This window comes from Natronorubrum halobium (genome assembly GCF_051351675.1).
In the GTDB taxonomy this organism is placed as follows: Archaea; Halobacteriota; Halobacteria; order Halobacteriales; family Natrialbaceae; genus Natronorubrum.
On sequence record NZ_CP195595.1, the window covers coordinates 290,326 to 308,370 of the forward strand.

The following is an 18,045-nucleotide window of genomic DNA, read 5'->3' on the forward strand; positions in this document are numbered from 1 at the left end:
TTGCTCGCGCCGTCCGTCGAGGGGTCGGAAGATCGGCTATGAAAAGAGGTAAACAGTCCGCCGTGTATTTCCGATTCATGAAGGAGTACAAGATGCGTCGCGGTGAGTATCTCGAGGAGCGAATCCCCGATATGGAGTCGACAGTTGTGGACTACTTCGGCCCCATCACCGACACGGAGGAGTACAAGGGAAGCGACCTCTTCGTGATCGGCGAACCCGACAATCCAGTCTTCGAAAAGGTCGTCGTCGGGACGATCGAGTACTCCGGCAAGAAGGACAAACTCGGCGTCGAGTTCTACGAACGCGATCCCACCGAACTCGGCCCCGACGAACTCGAGGCCGCGGCCGACGCCGTCGACGCGAAAAACGACTTCCTGCTCGAGGCGACCGGCCGGGACGCCAAGTCCCGCCGCGACTCGATGAAGCGATCCGTCGAGGACGATCCGGACCACGACGTCGACGCCTGATCGGACGGTAACCGCTGTCGCGCGTTTCTGCGTCGCACAGCAGTCAGAGAGCTTCGCGTCCGGTTCGACGACCAGCGAGCGCGAGCGCCGGCAGTCGATCGGTCAGTCGCGCTCCTCGCGTCGCTCGTGGACGGAGACCAGCCCGCCGGAGCTGCGAAAGACGAGGTCCGCGACGTCGCCGACCTCGAGTTCGTTGAAGTCCTCGCGGACGAGCGTCGTGCGCCGACAGTCGTCCTCGGCGCCCGTCTCACAGGCGCGGATCCGATACTCGACGCTCTCGAACTCGCGCTGGAGGTCCGTGACGAGCGCGTCCGAGAGCACGAGCGGCTCGTCGGCCCCGATCTCGTCGGCGAGCGCGTCGTGGATCTCGCCGTCGTAGTACGCCCGCTCGTCGGAGTCGTATCGCCGTACCGCCGCGTCGATCGGATCGGCCGTCTCCGACGGCTGGAGGCGGACGGACTTCCGGGCGATTTCGACGCGGTCGGCGAGTCCGAGCCGCGTCAAGCAGCCTGAAAGAGCGATCGACGGGACGAGGGCGATGAACGCGCGTCGATTCACACTGTGGATATCGTGGACCGGCCTCGAGAACGTTTCCCCGGGACGGTCCGAAACGGCTATGATTCGCCCGTAAAATCATCCGCACGATGGATCTCGCCGCGTTCCTGCTCGCGACGCTGGTCACCCACGTCGGCTTCGCGGTCTTCGTCGCCGGCCACGCCTCGCTGACGGATCGGGAGGCCGGAAACTGGCCGTACATCACGCTTGCACTGGGACTCGCGGGGCTCGCCGGCTACTTTTTCTACGACGAGACGTAGTCACCCGCTCGAGGACGGACGACGAAAACGGCGAGTCGAATCGCGCCCGATCAGGCGAGGAAGACGTGTCGCGGTCGGTCGGACAGAATGTCGCGACCGAACTCGACGGTCTCGCCGAAGGCGTCGCTGCGGAAGAACTTCATGGCGTCCTCGCGGGAGTCCCAGCGGCTGGCGATGAACATGTCGTTCTCGTCCTCGCGGTTGACCAGCAGGTCGGTCTTGCGGTGGCCGTCCATATCCGCGAGCAGACCGGCGACGTCGCCGAAGGTCCCCACGAAGTCCTCGCGGTGCTCGGGTTCGACGGTGTAGAACATACCCATCGTGCCCCACGAATCGCTGCTATCGTCCCCTGCCTGCCGAACGATATCGGGAAGATCAGCGAGGAAGCCGGCAGCCGTGTTCGCGGCGCGTTCGGTTTCCCAGAGGCTGACGATAGCGTTCTCGGCGTCGTCGCCTCGGGATCCCGCGTCGCTGGGCTCGTACACCGCGGTCTTCACGTGCGTATCGTAATGGTCGAAGTTCGTCCGCAGGCCGTCGACCTCGTCGAACAGGTCGTCGGCGTCGGCCTCGGAGTAGAGGACGACCGCGTGGACGTCCTCACCGTGTGGCTGGCCCGCGTAGACGCCGATTTCCTCGAGTTCGCTGCGGACGTCCTCGCCGTCGGAGCCGGGTGGACCGCCGCCGCTGGAGTCGCCGTGGTGGCCTCCAGCGTCTCCGTGATGGCTGCCGGATTCCGATCCGCCGTGAGCGTGGCCGCTCGAGTCCGAATCGCCGTGGTGATGACCACCGCTCTCGTCGGCGTGATGGTGGCCGCCGTGAGCATCGCCGCCCTCCCGGGGAATCCGTTCGCCCGCGAGGTAGGCGCCGAGGTTCTCGGGCGGGAATCTGCGGGCCGAGAGGAAGCGGCCGAACTCCGCGAATCGGGAGCTCGAGGGATCGAACCGCATCTCGTAGAGCAGTTCCTTCACGTCGGTCGGGTCGTCGCCGAACAGGGTGATCCCCCACTCGAAGTCGTCGAGCCCGATGCTGCCGGAGATGATCTGGGTGACGCGACCGGCGTACCCCTTGCCGATCTCGCCGTGGCTCGAGAGGTGCTCGGCGCGCTCGTCGAACGGCAGGTCGTACCAGTTGTCCTCGGGGCCGCGGCGCTTGTCCATCGGGTAGAACGAGCAGAACTCCGCGTCCGGAATCTCGGGTTTGAGTCGCGACTCGATGTAGCGTTCCATCCCGGTGTCGTCCATCTCGGCGTCGTCGTCGAAGTAGTCCTGAGACATGTAGCCCGAGACCTCCGTCACCGAGAGGTAGGAGTCAGCTCGCTCGGTGAACTCGGCGAGCGCCGTGTGTTCGAACCGGCGCTCGAGGGCGTCGATGTCGCCGAGCGTCGGCCGCAGGTGGAGTACGAGCAGGTCGGCCTTGTGGCCGATGACGGCGAACGTCGCCGAGTCGCCCTCGTCGGCATCGGTCACGGTCTCGGCGGCGGAGAGGTAGTCGATACCCTCGTCGATCGCCTGCGAACGCCGTCGTTCGGGGGCGTCGCGCCAGGCGTCCCAGTCGATCGACCGGAAATCGTGCAGGACGTACCAGCCCTCTTCGGTCTGTGGCGGCTGCCGTCGTTCCATGTGCGCGGGTTGGGCCGGCGACGCTAAGAAGGACCGGGTTTCGCGACGGGCATCGCCGATGTCGATTCCGCGGACCCGCGTGCGATCGAACTCGACGACTGTCGAACCGTCGAACGGTAGATAGCCGAATACACCAGTCTCAGCCACCCGCTCGCCAGTATTGGAACCGACCGAAACCCTTTACGTACGGCGGTTTAAATCACGGGGTACATGCGGAAAAGTGGGCCGCCGAAAGGACTCATCGCCTATCTCGTTCTCGAACTCCTCGAGGAGAAACCGCGGTACGGCTACGAAATTTTGAAGGAGATTCGAGACATCAGCGGCGGCCACTGGGAGCCCTCCTACGGCTCCGTCTACCCCATCCTCTACAAGTTCGAGGAGAAAGGGTGGACCGAACGGATCGAACGGGCGGACGAACCCGACCGGAAGTACTTCGAACTCACCGAGGAAGGGCACGCGGAACTCGCGGAGCGCCGCGAGAGCTGCACCGAGAAGGCGCGGGACTTCGCCGACGTGATTCTCGGCTTCTTCCACGTCTACGCGGCCTTCTCGACCGACGAGCGGTTCGAGATTCCCGAGCAAGACGGCGAGTGGCGGTTCGACGAGACGTTCAGCGAGTGGATCGTCGAACAGGTCGTCCGCCACCACGAACACTACTTCGACACCGAGTTCGAGCGGGTCGAGGCGACGCCGGCGGAGTTCTACGAGCGCCACGGCATCGACGAGGACGTCGAGGAGACGAACGCAGACGCAGACACCGATGCCGACGACGTGGACACGGACGCAGACGCAACCGACGATGCCGACGACGCGGACGGCGAGGAAAACGCGGCCAACTAGCGTTCGACGGAGTCGACTCGAGTCCCCTTCTCGTCAGTTCGAAATCGAGTCGTCCGGTCTAGCGGTTCGAACCCGAACCGGCAGCCCCTAGAGGAGGAAGGGGAGAAACAACATGATGAGGAAGCTGACGAGCATCGTCAGCCCGACGGTCGTCGTCACCGTTCGAACGTGACCGCGAGTCGTCTCGACGGGGAGTCTCGAGACGATGGCCTCGGTGCTCGTCCGGAGGATGTGCCCGCCGTCGAGCGGGAACGCCGGAATGCAGTTGAAGAAGCCGAGCTGAATGTTGATCCAGCCGGTCCAGAACAGAATGTTCGCGACGACGAAGACCGTGCCGTCGCCGAGCGCCGCGAGCGATCCCTGAACCTCGTAGAAGTTCTGGACGCCGCCGGTGAAGCCGGCGAAGTTGAACGGCAACAGGCCGATGACGCCGATCACCGGGAGCAGTATCGAGAGCCCGATCTTTCCGAAGAAGGAGTCGGCCACCCCGCCGTAGCTGCTGCCGTCACCGCCGCCGAGAATCGCCAAATACTCCTCGGCGGGGTAGAGCTGGACGCCGATATCGCTCACTTCGAAGCCGGACGTGCCGGGATTGGGGCTGACGCCGAGGAACCCGGTGTCGTCGCGGGGATGGTCACCGAGGGTCACGGTAACCTCCTCGCGCTCGCCGTCGAGATAGCCGGCGACGGTCACCTCGTCTCCCGGTTCGGTGTCCGAGAGCAACGCATCGAGATCGTCGTAGGAGTGAGTCCGGTCCCCGTCGAAGGACGTGATGACGAACGTCTCGTCGGTCGGGCCGAGCGCCGCCTCGAGCGGGCCGTCCTCGACGACACCGACCGCGGCGCCGATCGGCACCTCGCGCTCGCTTCGGTCGCCGTCCTCGGTGGCGATCGTCAGCGTCACGACCTCGTCGTCGCCGATAGCCTCGAGGAATTCGCGCTCTGTCGCGACGGACTGGCCGTTTACCTCGACGATCGCACTCCCGGCGTCGACGCCGGCGGGACCGTCTTCCATCGCGGCGGTCACGAGCAACGAGCGGTCGACCGTGACGGTGCGCTCGCCGTTGAGTTCGAGATCGACCTGCTGCCCGTCGCGGTCCTCGAGGCGGTCGGCGAGGTCGTCGTTCGTCTCGACTTGCTCGCCGTCGACGGCGGTGATGCGGTCGTTGGGGTCGACACCGGCGTCGGCGGCGGGTGAGTTGGGTGCGACGCCGCCGACTGCGGCACCGGGGGCGACGGCGATGGCCCCGACGATCGGACCGAAGAGGAGCGCGAAAACGAGGATCGTGACCGCGAAGTTGTTCGTAACCCCCGCGGCGAACATCCGCGTCTGGGCCCCTCTCGAGGCGTTCTTGCTGCTTTCCTGTTCGGGTTCGACGAACGCACCGAACGGGATGATCGCGAGCATGGCGACGCCCATCGACTCGATGCCGATGTCCTCGACGCGACAGAGCAGGCCGTGGCCGCCCTCGTGGACGACCAAACCGATGAGGAGGCCGGCGACGATACCGGGCGTCGCGGAGAGCGGCAGGAAGTCGTTGACGCCGGGGAACGGAACGACGTTTCGAGGCTGTTGGACGCCGCCGGTCGGTTGGGGCGACGTGATCGCGGAGATCGCCGCGAGCAACAGGAGGACGAACATCGCGACCATCACGACGAGGGCGATGCCGACCCCGAGGTTCGCCCACGCCCGCCAGAACCGCTTCGGTTTCGACAGTCGGTCGAGAAACGCCCGACCGCGTTTGGTGTGGAACGTGAGAATCGGTCCCTGCGTCCCGACGTACTCCGGCAGCAGATCCGCTCGCTGAAGGGCGATAACCCCGAACCAGTAGACGAGCAGGCCGGCGACGACCCACGTGAGCGTCTCCGAGCCGTAGAGTTCGGGAACCGAGACGACAGCAGGGAAACCGTAGTCCATTGGTCCTATTTCGGGGAGGGGTTCTCAAAGGGCTTTTGTCTATTCCGTCGACCGGAAACGAACCCTCAGCGCTCCCGACGCAGTCGGTCGACGACGAACTCGCGGTCGACTTTCGCGAGGAACGAGCCGAGTTTCGGCCCCTGCTCCTCGTCGAAGAAGAGCCGGTAGCCCGCGGTGAAGAAGTCGCCGACGTCGACGTCGTGGCGTCGCGCCGTCTCGTAGATTTCTCCCTGAATCTCGTCGGGTTCGTGACCCGCCTCGATGAAGTCGGCGAGCTCCTCGAGCGCCTCCTCGGTCGCCGCGTCGAACTCGTGGGCCGGAATCTCGGAGCGCTTGAGTTCGTAGTCGAACTCGTTTTCGGTGCGTCGCGCCCAGTTTCGCGCGCGCTCGACGCGCTCGAGGGCGCCCTCGACCGCCCACTCGGGTGCGTCGTCGGGGATGTGGCCCTCCCGGCGGGCGATCTCCTCGCGCAGGTCGGGGTCGTCGGTCATCCCGAGCACGGCGGCGAACGTGTAAGGAAGCCGAACGCGCTCCGCTCTCGGCTCTTCAACCACGAAGGGATAGACGCGCTTCGCGAACGCCGTCTCGTCCTCGTCCGCGTCGATCTCGTCGAAGTAGATCGCCTCGAGCCGGTCGAACTCGTCGACCAACTGGTCGAGCCGTTCGATGCTGAAGTCCCGGGCCTTCGCGGGATCCTTCGCGAAGAAGTAGCGCAGGACTTCGGGCTCGAGTAACTCGAGCACGTCCGAAACCAGAATGACGTTCCCCTCCGAGGAGGAGAACGGCTCGCCCTCGAGGGTGAACCACTCGTAGACCATCGGGACGGGCGGCTCGATCTCGAGGACGTTGCGCGCGACGTCTTGCCCGCTGGGCCAGGAGCCCTCAGCGTGGTCCTTGCCGAAGGGCTCGAAGTCGACGCCGAGGGTCTGCCACTGGGCGGGCCACTCGAAGCGCCAGGGCAGCTTTCCCTCGCGCAGCGTCGCGGTGCCCTCGTGGCCACAGCCCTCAATGGTGCGGTCGCCGGCGTCCATGTCGGTACAGGTGTAGTCCACGGTCGGCGGCTCGGCTGTCTTGCGGGTCGCTTCGCTCCCCGTCTGCTCGCGGGCCTCCGGCCCGCTCGCATGGTTCGAGGGACTCTCCGAGTCCCTCGCTACTCGACTATCCGAGGCGCTTCGCACCTCGCCATCCAGATCGACGCTCGTGACGGTTTCGGTGACTTTGCCGCACTCCGCACAGATCGGATTGAAGGGGACGTAGTCTTCGTCGACCTTGTCCTGGTACTCGGAGAGCACCTCACGCGCGCGCTCGCGGTGCTCGAGCACGAATCGGGTCACGTCCTCGAGGTCGCCCGACTCGTACAGTTCGGTGTTCGAAACGAGTTCGATCGGCACGTCGACGGCGTCGGCGCTGTCCTGAATGATGTTCGAGAAGTGGTCGCCGTAGGAGTCACAGCAGCCGAACGGGTCCGGAATGTCCGTGTACGGCGCGCCGAGATTGCGTCCGAGCGCGCCCGCGTCGACGTCGCCGAGGTCGACGAGGTTCCCCTCGAGATCGCAGAGCGTGCGAGGCAGCTTTCGCAGCGGGTCGCGGTCGTCCGCCGTAAAGACCTGCCGGACCTCGTGGCCGCGCTCGCGAAGCACTTCGGCGACGAAGTAGCCCCGCAGGAGTTCGTTGACGTTGCCGAGGTGGGGAACGCCCGACGGCGAGATGCCGCCCTTGACGACGATCGGCTCCTCCGGATTCCGTTCTTCTACCCGATCCGCGACGGCATCCGCCCAGAAAGCGTGATGTTCCTCGTCGTCCTCGCGCTGAAGGGTGTACGGACTCTCGTCGCTCATCGTTCGTCCCGCGCCCAGTAGGTCGGTTCTTCGCCCGCGCCCTCCGGAATGACGTCGGTGCCGTCGTGCTCGCCGTAGCGGACGGCGCGCGAGATCCGGTCCGGATCGGTGCCGTCCAAGACGATGGTCCGCATGCCCGAGCGCTGGATGATCTTCGCGGCCAGCAGGTCGACGGGTGCCGAGGCGCCGGCGTTCATCTCGAGGCCGGCGATGACGTCGACCAGATCCGTCGCGGAGAGTTCGTCGTACTTGGTTGCCTCGGCGTTCTCGTTGGGATCGTCGCTGTAGACGCCGGGGACGCTGGTCGCGTAGACGAGCAGGTCGGCGTCGACGTACTCCGCGAGGGCGGCCCCGACGGCGTCGGTCGTCTGGGCCGGTGCGACCCCGCCCATCACGGAGAGGCCGCCTCGCTGCAGCGCTTCGCCGGCCTCCTCGTAGTCTTTGGCCGGTGCCGTTACCGAGTCCCCGCCCAGTGCGGCGATAAGCAGGCGCGCGTTGAGTCGGGTGACGTCGATCCCCAACTGATCGAGTTCGATCTCGTTCGCCCCCAGATCGCGGGCGGCGTTGATGTACTCGCGTGCGACGCCGCCGCCCCCGACGACGGCACCGACGCGACAGCCGTCCGCGACGAGGTCTTCGACGACGGCAGCGTGTTCGGCCACCCGATCCGTGCCGAGTTCGGGCACGAGCACGCTTCCGCCGATAGAGACGACCACTTTCATGCTATCCCGGTGTAACCGGGTTGCTATCTTAAGGGTTGCCAACTGGGAGGCAGCGCGCGTGTCTCACTCGAACACGGGACGAGTTCGCGGGATCGCCCGCGAGCTCGCGGTTCGAGCGACGGGACGGATCTACGCGTCGAGCGACAGCACGAGCGCCTCGCCGTCGCGCTCGAACGCGGTACCGAAGGGTGACGACAGCTCCCGCATCCGGTCTCGCGACCAGTCGGCCGCGTCCGAACTCGCCTCGTGGACGGCACAGTCGTCGATCTCGATCGGCTCGAGGCGGAGTTCGGTCGGCCGCCACGTCGTCCCGTCGCCCCGCTTTTCGGGCGCGACGGAAAGCACGAACAGAAAGCTCCGGTCGTTGTGCAACTCCGCGTCGACCGCGTAGTCGTCCACGAAATCGCCCGCGTCGTAGACGATCGGGCAGCCGTCGCGGACCTCGACTCCCTGGAAGACGTGTGCGCTGTGGCCGTGAATGAGGTCGACACCCTCGTCGATCAGCCAGCGACCGAACTCCCGGAAGGAGTCGGGCGGCTCCGTGACCATGTTGGGGCCCCAGTGCAGCGAGGCGACCAGCAGATCCGGATCCGATTCGCGTGCGCGCTCGAGGGCCTCGCGAACGCGTCGTCTCGTCTGCTCGTCGTCCACGTCGATGTCGACCCACGCGGTTCCAGGCGATTTCTCGTCGGCCGCGTACTCCGGTGTGTTATCGGTGAATGAGACGACGGCCAGCTCGAGGCCGCGATCGTCCCGTTTCTCGCCCTCGCCGCCCTCGTACTCGTCACCCTCCTCCGCACTACCGTCGACCGTCAGAACCGCCGGCTCGAGCGCCTCGTCGATCGTCTCCCCCGCTCCGGTTCGCGCGATCCCGGCCTCGTCTAAGTGCTCGAGCGTGTCCCGCAGCGCCACCTCCTCGTAGTCCAGTACGTGGTTGTTCGCGAGCGCGCAGACGTCGACGCCGGCGCGCTCGAGTGCAGGCACCGCCCAGTCGGGATCGGCGCGAAAGTGGAACGGGCGGTGCGTTCGCCGCCACTGCCGTCCGCGCGCGGAGAGCACGCACTCGAGGTTGATCACGAGGGCGTCGAGTCGGTGGAGTCGGTCCGAGACGGTACCCCAGACCGCGTCGACCGGCCGACTGCGCTGTCGGTCGTCGACCAGTCGTCCGAGCATGACGTCACCCGTGAATCCGATCCGGCGAGTCATGTGAGACAGTTGGCACCCCAGGGGCAAAGTTCTCTCAGTGGAGGGTCCGTCCCGCCGAACGGGTTTCCGCGTCGACAGCTACAAAGTCCGACGGCACCACGGTCAAGACATGTACGTACTCGGTGTTCGCGATCACGGGGCGGGTGGCGACGCGCTCGGGCGAGTCGTCGACCGACTCGTCGATCGACTCGAGCGGGAGGGACGCGTCGGCGTCGTCAGGTACGACGCGACGATCGCCGACGGGATGCAGGCCCACGACTCGCTGACCGTCGGCGGCGACGTCAGCTACGAACTCGGCGCGGACGGCGACTGGACGGCCTCCGGAACGGGAATGACCGTCGACAGCGTCGTCGACCAGCTCGCGGTCGACTGCGACTACGCGGTCGTGGTCGGCGTGGACGGGCTCCGCCATCCCACGGTCGTCGTCGGCGCTGACGGTGAGGCGTCGACGTCTCGAGAGGACGGTGAACCCGATGACGAACGCGTTATCGCAGCCGTCGACGCCCCCGGCGACCTCGACCCGGACGCGGTCGTGGCCGCCCTCGAGGACCACGATCCCCACGAAACTCTCGAGTCGCTCGTCGCCCGCGTCAAACGGTCACCGAAGGCGGAGCTGTCCGGTGCGATCGCCACGTTCACCGGACGCGTCCGAGCGAAAGACGACGCGGACGACGCGCGCACCCGGTACCTCGAGTTCGAGAAGTACGAGGGGATCGCCGAGGAGCGCATGGCCACCCTCGAGACCGACCTCGAGGCGCGCGACGGCGTTCTCGAAGTCGAACTCTACCACCGCACCGGCGTCGTCGAGGACGGCGAGGACATCGTCTTCGTCGTGGTGCTGGCCGGCCACCGCGGAGAGGCGTTTCGGACCGTCGAAGACGGGATCAACCGGTTGAAAGACGAGGTCCCGCTGTTCAAGAAGGAAGTGACGGTCGACGACGAGTTCTGGGTCCACGAGCGGTCGTAGGGGAGTTGTTTTCACGGGTGGACCGTTCAAAATAGGCCAACCCTATCGGAGAAGGATATTCTAATACCCGTGGAAGTTCTGGGGGTGATAATAGATTAGAACGGGTTTTAAAACGTCTCGGCCCCTCTCGTCGTTCGATAAACATTCTCGTAAATGAGAATAAAACGTCAATTACCCCCCAAATCGCTGAACACAAACGAAATGCCGCTAACCATCCTTCCTTTATAACATATTCCCCCCACAAGCGGTTGATGTCGATGAGCACGACAGCCCAACCCTCCACGGAAAGCAAAGAACGCCGCCTGAAGAGCTACCTGCGTGACCGCGCAGAAGACGGTGAGCTGTACTTCAAAGGCAAGTTCATCGCAGACGACGTCGGTATGTCCCCCAAAGAGATCGGCGCGTTGATGGTCAAACTCTCCGACTCGGTCAGCGACCTCGAGATCGAGAAGTGGTCGTACACGAGTGCGACCACCTGGCGCGTCGCCCCCGCCTGACGCACATCGTGTCTCGTCGGTCACCCTGACCCCCGTGACGCGACGGATCTCCCGCGATCCCCATCCCCCACACCCTGCGTAATGCACCCCCGATGCGAGTCGGGACGCGCCCTGAATTCCCCACCGCGGGTCGGGTCGGACACCCCTCTCCTCCGGCCCGTTCCGTTTCGACGCGATAACGCTACGAGCGGTCAGTACACGCCCGATCGAACGACGTTCGCCGGTGTGCGAACGGTCGGTTGCGACCGCACCGCCGGCGAGACGGCGACCGTGCCGCGTAGCGACGCGCTCGGTGCTCGAGTCGAACTCGAAGCCGGTCGGCGCGACCGACGACAGGCGATTTATACGAGGAGCCCTTGACTCACCGATGATGGACGACGTCGACTCGTCCGAGTTCGGATCGGCGCGGACGGACGGCTCGTCTCTCGACGCCGGGCCGCCGCTCGAGCGAATCGAATCCGTGTTTACGATCTACGAGATCCGAACCGAGGGCGACCAGCTAGTGTACTACGGCGACCCGCGGGTGCATCCCGAGCAGGCGATGCGCGAGCTGTGGCCGGCGTTCCGAAACGCGGGCTACGATCCGCAGCTGACCACTCGGTACGGCGAGTACGTGCTCGTCGCCGAACCGATCGACCTCGGAATCGACGGGGTTCCCTGGACGAACCTGTTCCTGTTACTGGCGACGGTGGTGTCGACGCTGTTCGTCGGCGCGCTGTGGTGGTATCCCCAGCTCGATCCGCTGGCGAATCCGGCGGAGATGATGCAGGCGTGGCCCTTCTCGCTCGCGATTCTCGGGGTACTCGGCGTTCACGAACTGGGCCACTACGTGATGAGCCGGTACCACGAGGTCGACGCCTCGCTACCGTACTTCATCCCCATCCCGACGATCATCGGGACGATGGGCGCGGTGATCAAGCTGAAGGGACAGATGCCCGATCGGAAGGCGCTGTTCGACATCGGCGTCGCCGGCCCGCTCGCCGGACTGGTCGCGACGGTCGCCGTCGCGATCGTCGGGCTCCACATGCCGCCGGTGACCGTTCCGGAGCCGCTCCTCGAGGAGGCCGACGGGGCCGGACTCCGACTGGGCATCCCGCCGATGCTCGAGTTGCTCGCGTGGGCGGTCGATCGGCCGATGTACACCGACGATCCGACGCGAAACGTCAATCCGGTCGTCATCGGGGCCTGGGTCGGCATGTTCGTCACCTTCCTCAACCTGATCCCGGTGGGCCAGCTCGACGGCGGCCACATCCTCCGGGCGATGGCCGGCGAGTTCCACGGGCTGATCAGCACGCTCGTTCCGCCCGCGCTGCTCGGTCTCGCCGGCTACCTCTACTTCGTCGGCGGGTACGCCCTCCAGTCGGTGTTCATCTGGGTCTTCTGGGGCATCCTGACCGCACTCTTCGCGACGGCGGGTGCGGCCCGACCGGTCACCGACGAACGGCTGGGGACCGGCCGCCTCGTCCTCGGTGTCGTCACGTTCGGACTCGGAGCGCTCTGTTTCATGCCCGTCCCGCTCGAGGTCATTCAGTAGCGGATCCCAACTCCGCCGTCAGTGCGTGTAGCCGCGATCCTCGAGCGGCTTCCCGTCGATCGTGATTCCGCGATCGGACGGCGTCACCGAGCCGATCACCGATAGCTCGACCTCGAGGGCCGACCGAACGGTCTCGAGCGCGTCCTCGGGCAGCGTGACGACGAGTTCGAAGTCCTCGCCGAAGGTCGTCGCGCGGTCGAGCGCGTCGCCGTCGGCGACCTCGAGCAGCGCGTCGTCGATCGGAATCCGGTGGGCGTCGATCGCGAATCCGCAGTCGCTGGCGTCGGCGAGCTGGTGCAGCGATCGGGCGAGCCCGTCGCTCGAGTCCATCATCGCGGTGGCGCGGGGCGCGAGCGTTCGACCGGCCGCGACCCGCGGCTCGAATCGGAACAGGTCGTTCGCGCGCTCGAGTCGCTCCCGATCCTCGGCGGGAGCACCGCGCTCGAACAACTCGAGGGCGGCCGCACTGCGACCCAGCGTACCGGTCACGCAGACGAGGTCGCCGGCGGTCGCACCGCTGCGGCGGACGGGATCGTCGGTTCGACCGATCGCCGTCGTCGTCACGGTGAACTCCTCGTGGCCGTCGAGGTCGCCGCCGACGTACTCGCCGTCGACGCGTTCGCAGACGTCGCTCGCGCCGCGTACGAACGCGAGCAGTTCCTCGGCGTCGAACTCGGGAGCCGCGTAGGCCGCGACGGCGGCGGTCGCCTCGGCACCCATCGCGGCGACGTCCGAGAGCGATGCGCCGACGGCCCGCCAGCCCGCCGTGTAGCGGGTCGTTCCGGCCGGGAAGTCCGTCCGCTCGTGGAGCATGTCCGTCGTGATCACGAGGCCGTCGACGACGGCGGCGTCGTCGCCGGCAGCCTCGAGTTCGCGTTCCAGCAGCGCCAGCGCGGCGCGTTCGTCCATACCGGGCGTTTCGAGTCCAGCACGAAAAACGGTCCGGGCTGCGGCCGCGAGAACGAGGACGGTCTCTCGAGCGTGATCCCGTGGAGATCGTGAAACCCGTGTACATACTCCGCACGAACCCCGAGAGACCGGTAGAATACGATGGTGTTAAATGCCGCGGCCGGAAACCTCACGCCAATGGCTACGATGTACGACGTTCCGGCGGACGACCTCATCGAGGCGCTCGCCGACGATTTCGAGGAACGGCTCGACGAACCCGACTGGGGCAAGTTCGTAAAGAGCGGTGTCGACCGCGAACTCCCACCGGAACAGGAAACCTTCTGGGCGACCCGCGCCGCGAGTCTCCTGCGCAAGGTCTCCGACCGCGGCCCCGTCGGCGTCGAGCGACTCTCGACCGAGTACGGCGGCGGAAAGACCTCGAACCGCTACCAGGTCGCGCCCGACAAACGCGCCGACGGCTCGAAGAACCTGATCCGGACCATCCTCCAGCAGCTCGAGGAAGAGGATCTCGTCGAAACCGCCGAAGGTGAGGGCCGACGCATCACGCCCGCGGGCCAGAGCCTGCTCGACGACACCGCCGGCACCGTTCTCGAAGAGCTCGACCGTCCGGAACTCGAGCGCTACGCGTAACGACGCGACGCGAGACCAGTTTTCCGACGGACACGATCTCGAGCACCTGCAGTCGTGCGTCGCGTCCGTAATCATTTTCCACTGTGCGACACAACAGTACTCGTATGAGTGGCTCACCCGACGAGGAGAAACTTGAAGAGCTCCGACAGAAGAAGATGGAGCAGTTACAGGAACAGGCCGAGGGCCAACAGGGCGGCGGCTCGCAGGAGGCAGCCCAGCAGCAGGCCGAAGCCCAGCAACAGGCCCTACTGCGCCAGTACCTGACCGACGATGCCCGGAAACGGCTCAACACGGTCAAGATGAGCAAACCGCAGTTCGGCGAACAAGTCGAACGGCAGGTCGTCACGCTGGCCAAGAGCGGCCGCATTCAGGGGAAGATCGACGACGAGAAGATGAAGAAACTCCTCCAGGAACTGAAGCCCGACTCGAAGAGCTTCGACATCACGCGTCGCTGATGGAACTCGGCGTGCTCTACAGCGGCGGCAAAGACTCGACGCTCGCGGCACTTCTCCTCGAGGAGTTCTACGACGTCACCCTCGTGACGGCTCACTTCGGCGTCAGTGACGACTGGACGCACGCCCGCGAGACGGCCGCGGCCCTCGGCTTCGAGTTCGAACGCCTCGAACTGGATCCCGACGTCGCCCGCGACGCCGCCGCGACGATTCGCGAGGACGGATTCCCCCGCAACGGCATCCAGCAGGTCCACCTCCACGCCTTAGAGCGACTGGCCGCACGAGAGTACGACGCCATCGCGGACGGCACTCGGCGCGACGACCGCGTCCCCACGGTCTCGCGGGCGCAAGCCCAGAGTCTCGAGGATCGCCACGAGGTCGACTACATCGCGCCCCTGTCGGGGTTCGGGCGCACCGCCGTCGATCGACTGGTCGAGGCGGAACTCGAGGTGACCGTCGGCCCGAGCGAGGAGATCGACCGGGCCGACTACGAGGCGGAACTGCGAGCGATCATCGCGGACGAAGACGGACCCAGCGCCATCGCGGAGTGTTTCCCGGATCACACGCAGACGTACGTGACGGGCGTCCAGCGAGAGTAGTGCATCGGTTCCGTGGTCTCGCCTCGTCTCGTCTGAGTGGCTCTCGCACCGAAGACAGAGCGGGTCTTCCCGCTCGTCGTCGGAGTCGGCGCGCTCGTCCGCTCCCTGCTCTCGACGGATACGACGACAGAACGTTCAGTGAGCGACGCCGACCGCGCTAGCGAGTGAACTCGAATCGGGCGCCACCCGAATCGCTCTCGGTAACCGTAATCGACCAGCCGTGAGCGTCGGCGACGGCGCGGACGATGGCGAGCCCCAGCCCCGAACCGTCGGTCGACGTGGAGTAGCCCTGTTCTAGGATCTTGTCGCGTTCGTCCTCGGGAATTCCGGGCCCGTCGTCCTCGACGAAGAACCCGCCGTCACAGGGACCGACGCGGACGTGAACGTCGTCTCGCCCGTGGTCCAGCGAATTGCGAAACAGGTTCTCGAAGAGCTGTTTCGCCCGCAAGGGGTCGACCTGCAGCGTCCGGGAGTCGACGACCTCGTAGGTCGCGTCTCCGGTCGCGCTCGCCGCCCAGGCGTCGCTGGCGAGTTCGATCAGCGGCACCTCGTACGTCTCCTCGACCTGCGTCCCGTTGCGGGCGACCGACAGCGAGGCCTCGATCAGTTCGTCCATCCGTTCGAGGGCCTCGTCGACCTCTTTCAGGTGGTCGGCGCTGCCGGTCCGAAAGGCCGCGTCGAGGCGACCCCGCGCCACGCTGAGGGGGTTCCGGAGGTCGTGGCTGACCACGCTCGCGAACTCCTCGAGTCGGTCGCTCTGGCGGCGCGCCTCACGGGTCGCCGCCCGCTGTTTGATGTCGAAGACGCCGGCGATGGTGCCGGCACCGACGCCCATCGTCCCGCCCATCAACAGCAGGTACAACGGCGCGTGAGCGCCGGTCCCTTCGAGGTAGGCGATGTAGAGGTGGAGCGCGGTCACGACGAACGCCGCGAGAAAGCCGCCGAGCGCGTACGCGAAGACGGTGAGTCGGTCGCGGATCGGCACGTCCAGCGCCACCAGAAAGCGATCGGCGAGGACGACCGCCGTCGCAGTCACCAGCGGGAAGACGCTCTCGAGGAGCGCCTGGCTCGAGACGTTCTCGCCGGCGATCCGGACGCCGATCGTGGCCGCGAGGACGAATCCGAGGACCGACAGCGGCGAGACTGGAAGCTGCTTGCCGATCTCGGTGACCCAATCGTCGTCCGCGATGCGTTGCACAGGCTCACCCTCCACGCAGGAAGATATCAATTTACGGGAGTATCTCAGCGGTATCGGAGTCGAAATAATCGGCAGAGAGCGCGTACGAAAGGCCGGACTCCGCGATCGACGCAGCGGCCGTTCGGGACTGACGGGATGGTCGGGAATAACAGGATAGAAGTTCGCCGTGCTCGAACGAACGAGCATGTACGACCGGATCAAGGGCTTTCGTGACTTCTATCCCGGCGAGATGGCCGCCAGACGGGCGACCATCGACGTCTTGGAGGAGACCGCTCGCAGCTACGGCTTTCGCGAGATCGGGACGCCGGCCCTGGAGCGAGCCGAGATGTGGACCGACAAGAGCGGCGACGACATCGTCGACGAACTGTACGCCTTCGAGGACCAGGGCGGTCGCCACGTCACGCTCACGCCGGAGCTAACGCCGACCGTCGCGCGGATGGTCGTGGCGAAACAGCAGGAGCTGTCGAAACCCATCAAGTGGGTCTCGACGCGACCGTTCTGGCGCTACGAACAGGTTCAGCAGGGCCGGCAGCGGGAGTTCTACCAGACCAACGTCGACATCTTCGGCTCCGCGGAGCCCGAGGCCGACGCCGAGATTCTGGCGTGGGCCGCCGACGCGCTGACCGGACTCGGATTGACGGGGGAACACTTCGAGTTCCGGATCTCTCACCGGGACATTCTGGGCGGCGTCCTCGAGAGCTACGATACCGAGGTCGATACGGAAGCCGCGATCCGCGCGGTCGACAAATCGGACAAGATTTCGCAGGTCGAGTACCACGACCAGCTGATCGGGGCCGGGCTGACGGCGGAGCAGGCCGCCGAGTTCGACGAGCTGATCGCGGGCGGCGACCTCGAGGACGTGAAGGCGTTCGCCGACACCGAGCGCGTGACCGACGCCGTCGAGAACCTCCAGAACGTGCTCGCCGCCGCGGCGGACTTCGGCGCCCGCGAGTACTGTACGATCTCGCTCGAGACGGCGCGCGGACTCGACTACTACACCGGCGTCGTCTTCGAGTGTTTCGACTCGACCGGCGAGGTCTCGCGGTCGATCTTCGGCGGCGGCCGCTACGACGATCTGATCGAGCAGTTCGGCGGCCAGCCGACGCCCGCGGTCGGTGTCGCACCGGGGCACGCGACGCTGCCGCTGTTGTTGCAGCGTGCGGGCGTCTGGCCGGAGGAAGCGGTGACGACCGACTACTACGTCCTCCAGATCGGCGACACGCGAACGGAAGCGTCCCGAATCTGTCGGGAGTTGCGCGAGGAGGGTCACGTCGTCGAGACCGACGTCGCCGATCGCTCGTTCGGCGCGCAACTGAACTACGCCGACTCGATCAACGCCGAGACGGTCGTCATCGTCGGCGAACAGGACCTCGAGAACGACGAAGTGACGGTCAAGGACATGGAGTCGGGCGACCAGACGCAGGTGCCGGTCGATTCGTTCCCCGGCGACCTCGAGCGGCCGACGTTCGACGACCTCGAGTAGGCGTCGCCGCCACGCGATTTTCAGAATCCATCCGCGGCCAACCATCGGTTCCAAGCAGTCGCTACTCGCGTTCGAGACGTCTTTGCGAGGAGTGACGAGCCGATAGCGTCGACAGCGCGTCCTCGAGGTCGAGCCGCTCGATCGGTCCGTGGCCGGTCTCGACGTAGTGATCGATCATCGCCCGATTGATGTCCGCGCTCGAGTCGTCGTCCGTTCGCCGTTCCCACTCACACACCGTACAGTTCGCGATCGGCACGGCTCCCCCTTTCGAACCGGAGCAACTCAACGACCGGCCTCGATATAGGCGTGAGTTATCTTCGAGCCCTCGAAGCAGGCCCCACCATTAACTACG

The 18,045-nt window shown here is 66.0% G+C and carries 19 protein-coding genes; 10 read left to right on the top strand and 9 right to left on the bottom strand.

Annotation, left to right across the window (positions count from 1 at the left end; all coding sequences use genetic code 11):
- Positions 1 to 77: 77 nt before the first annotated feature.
- Entirely contained in the window at positions 78 to 467 is a 390-nt protein-coding gene (locus ACSFC7_RS01395) for a DUF5611 family protein (protein WP_436345980.1), read from the top strand.
- Between the two features lie 102 nt (positions 468 to 569).
- Here ACSFC7_RS01395 and ACSFC7_RS01400 read toward each other — a convergent pair whose 3' ends face one another.
- Positions 570 to 1,025: a hypothetical protein gene (locus tag ACSFC7_RS01400; RefSeq protein WP_436345981.1), complete on the bottom strand. Its 456-nt coding sequence runs from the start codon at positions 1,023 to 1,025 to the stop codon at positions 570 to 572.
- Between the two features lie 86 nt (positions 1,026 to 1,111).
- On the opposite strand from ACSFC7_RS01400, the gene ACSFC7_RS01405 reads away from it, so the two are divergent.
- Positions 1,112 to 1,282, top strand: a complete 171-nt coding sequence (locus ACSFC7_RS01405) for a hypothetical protein (RefSeq protein WP_436345982.1) — start codon at positions 1,112 to 1,114, stop codon at positions 1,280 to 1,282.
- 50 nt (positions 1,283 to 1,332) lie between these two features.
- Here ACSFC7_RS01405 and ACSFC7_RS01410 read toward each other — a convergent pair whose 3' ends face one another.
- Complete coding sequence (locus tag ACSFC7_RS01410) at positions 1,333 to 2,901, bottom strand: heme-binding protein (protein ID WP_436345983.1); 1,569 nt, start codon at positions 2,899 to 2,901, stop codon at positions 1,333 to 1,335.
- A gap of 210 nt (positions 2,902 to 3,111) precedes the next feature.
- On the opposite strand from ACSFC7_RS01410, the gene ACSFC7_RS01415 reads away from it, so the two are divergent.
- Positions 3,112 to 3,741 (top strand): PadR family transcriptional regulator, encoded by a 630-nt coding sequence (locus ACSFC7_RS01415; RefSeq protein WP_436345984.1) that lies wholly within the window; start codon positions 3,112 to 3,114, stop codon positions 3,739 to 3,741.
- A gap of 87 nt (positions 3,742 to 3,828) precedes the next feature.
- Here ACSFC7_RS01415 and ACSFC7_RS01420 read toward each other — a convergent pair whose 3' ends face one another.
- The 4 genes from ACSFC7_RS01420 to ACSFC7_RS01435 form a co-directional block, all read right to left on the bottom strand.
- Positions 3,829 to 5,658 carry a site-2 protease family protein gene (locus ACSFC7_RS01420; RefSeq protein WP_436345985.1) on the bottom strand — a complete coding sequence of 610 codons (1,830 nt, stop codon included), beginning with the start codon at positions 5,656 to 5,658 and terminating at the stop codon, positions 3,829 to 3,831.
- 65 nt (positions 5,659 to 5,723) lie between these two features.
- Entirely contained in the window at positions 5,724 to 7,496 is a 1,773-nt protein-coding gene (gene lysS / locus ACSFC7_RS01425; protein ID WP_436345986.1) for a lysine--tRNA ligase, read from the bottom strand.
- Positions 7,493 to 8,218 carry a UMP kinase gene (gene pyrH / locus ACSFC7_RS01430; RefSeq protein ID WP_436345987.1) on the bottom strand — a complete coding sequence of 242 codons (726 nt, stop codon included), beginning with the start codon at positions 8,216 to 8,218 and terminating at the stop codon, positions 7,493 to 7,495. Before pyrH ends, lysS begins: the two co-directional genes overlap by 4 nt.
- Positions 8,219 to 8,347: 129 nt before the next feature.
- Positions 8,348 to 9,424, bottom strand: coding sequence for a CapA family protein (locus tag ACSFC7_RS01435; protein ID WP_436345988.1), 1,077 nt, complete (start codon positions 9,422 to 9,424; stop codon positions 8,348 to 8,350).
- Between the two features lie 109 nt (positions 9,425 to 9,533).
- On the opposite strand from ACSFC7_RS01435, the gene ACSFC7_RS01440 reads away from it, so the two are divergent.
- From ACSFC7_RS01440 to ACSFC7_RS01450, 3 genes are all read left to right on the top strand, one after another.
- Positions 9,534 to 10,391, top strand: coding sequence for a molybdopterin synthase (locus ACSFC7_RS01440; protein WP_436345989.1), 858 nt, complete (start codon positions 9,534 to 9,536; stop codon positions 10,389 to 10,391).
- A gap of 251 nt (positions 10,392 to 10,642) precedes the next feature.
- Positions 10,643 to 10,888, top strand: coding sequence for a DUF7123 family protein (locus ACSFC7_RS01445; protein WP_436345990.1), 246 nt, complete (start codon positions 10,643 to 10,645; stop codon positions 10,886 to 10,888).
- Between the two features lie 370 nt (positions 10,889 to 11,258).
- Positions 11,259 to 12,422 (top strand): site-2 protease family protein, encoded by a 1,164-nt coding sequence (locus tag ACSFC7_RS01450; RefSeq protein WP_436345991.1) that lies wholly within the window; start codon positions 11,259 to 11,261, stop codon positions 12,420 to 12,422.
- 18 nt (positions 12,423 to 12,440) lie between these two features.
- On the opposite strand, the gene thiL is transcribed toward ACSFC7_RS01450, so the two are convergent.
- Positions 12,441 to 13,331, bottom strand: coding sequence for a thiamine-phosphate kinase (gene thiL / locus ACSFC7_RS01455; RefSeq protein WP_436345992.1), 891 nt, complete (start codon positions 13,329 to 13,331; stop codon positions 12,441 to 12,443).
- Positions 13,332 to 13,508: 177 nt separating this feature from the next.
- Here thiL and ACSFC7_RS01460 point away from each other — a divergent pair, with 177 nt between their 5' ends.
- From ACSFC7_RS01460 to ACSFC7_RS01470, 3 genes are all read left to right on the top strand, one after another.
- Positions 13,509 to 13,961 carry a 30S ribosomal protein S19e gene (locus tag ACSFC7_RS01460; protein ID WP_436345993.1) on the top strand — a complete coding sequence of 151 codons (453 nt, stop codon included), beginning with the start codon at positions 13,509 to 13,511 and terminating at the stop codon, positions 13,959 to 13,961.
- A 104-nt stretch (positions 13,962 to 14,065) separates the two neighbouring features.
- Positions 14,066 to 14,416, top strand: a complete 351-nt coding sequence (locus ACSFC7_RS01465) for a DNA-binding protein (protein WP_436345994.1) — start codon at positions 14,066 to 14,068, stop codon at positions 14,414 to 14,416.
- Positions 14,416 to 15,012 carry a DUF7411 family protein gene (locus ACSFC7_RS01470; protein WP_436345995.1) on the top strand — a complete coding sequence of 199 codons (597 nt, stop codon included), beginning with the start codon at positions 14,416 to 14,418 and terminating at the stop codon, positions 15,010 to 15,012. The genes ACSFC7_RS01465 and ACSFC7_RS01470 overlap by 1 nt, the downstream gene beginning before the upstream one ends.
- A gap of 157 nt (positions 15,013 to 15,169) precedes the next feature.
- On the opposite strand, the gene ACSFC7_RS01475 is transcribed toward ACSFC7_RS01470, so the two are convergent.
- Positions 15,170 to 16,210 carry a sensor histidine kinase gene (locus ACSFC7_RS01475; protein ID WP_436345996.1) on the bottom strand — a complete coding sequence of 347 codons (1,041 nt, stop codon included), beginning with the start codon at positions 16,208 to 16,210 and terminating at the stop codon, positions 15,170 to 15,172.
- Between the two features lie 184 nt (positions 16,211 to 16,394).
- Here ACSFC7_RS01475 and hisS point away from each other — a divergent pair, with 184 nt between their 5' ends.
- Positions 16,395 to 17,693 carry a histidine--tRNA ligase gene (gene hisS, locus ACSFC7_RS01480; protein WP_436345997.1) on the top strand — a complete coding sequence of 433 codons (1,299 nt, stop codon included), beginning with the start codon at positions 16,395 to 16,397 and terminating at the stop codon, positions 17,691 to 17,693.
- Positions 17,694 to 17,754: 61 nt separating this feature from the next.
- Here the strand turns inward: hisS and ACSFC7_RS01485 are convergent, their stop codons facing one another.
- Complete coding sequence (locus ACSFC7_RS01485; RefSeq protein WP_436345998.1) at positions 17,755 to 17,949, bottom strand: hypothetical protein; 195 nt, start codon at positions 17,947 to 17,949, stop codon at positions 17,755 to 17,757.
- Between the last annotated feature and the right edge of the window lie 96 nt (positions 17,950 to 18,045).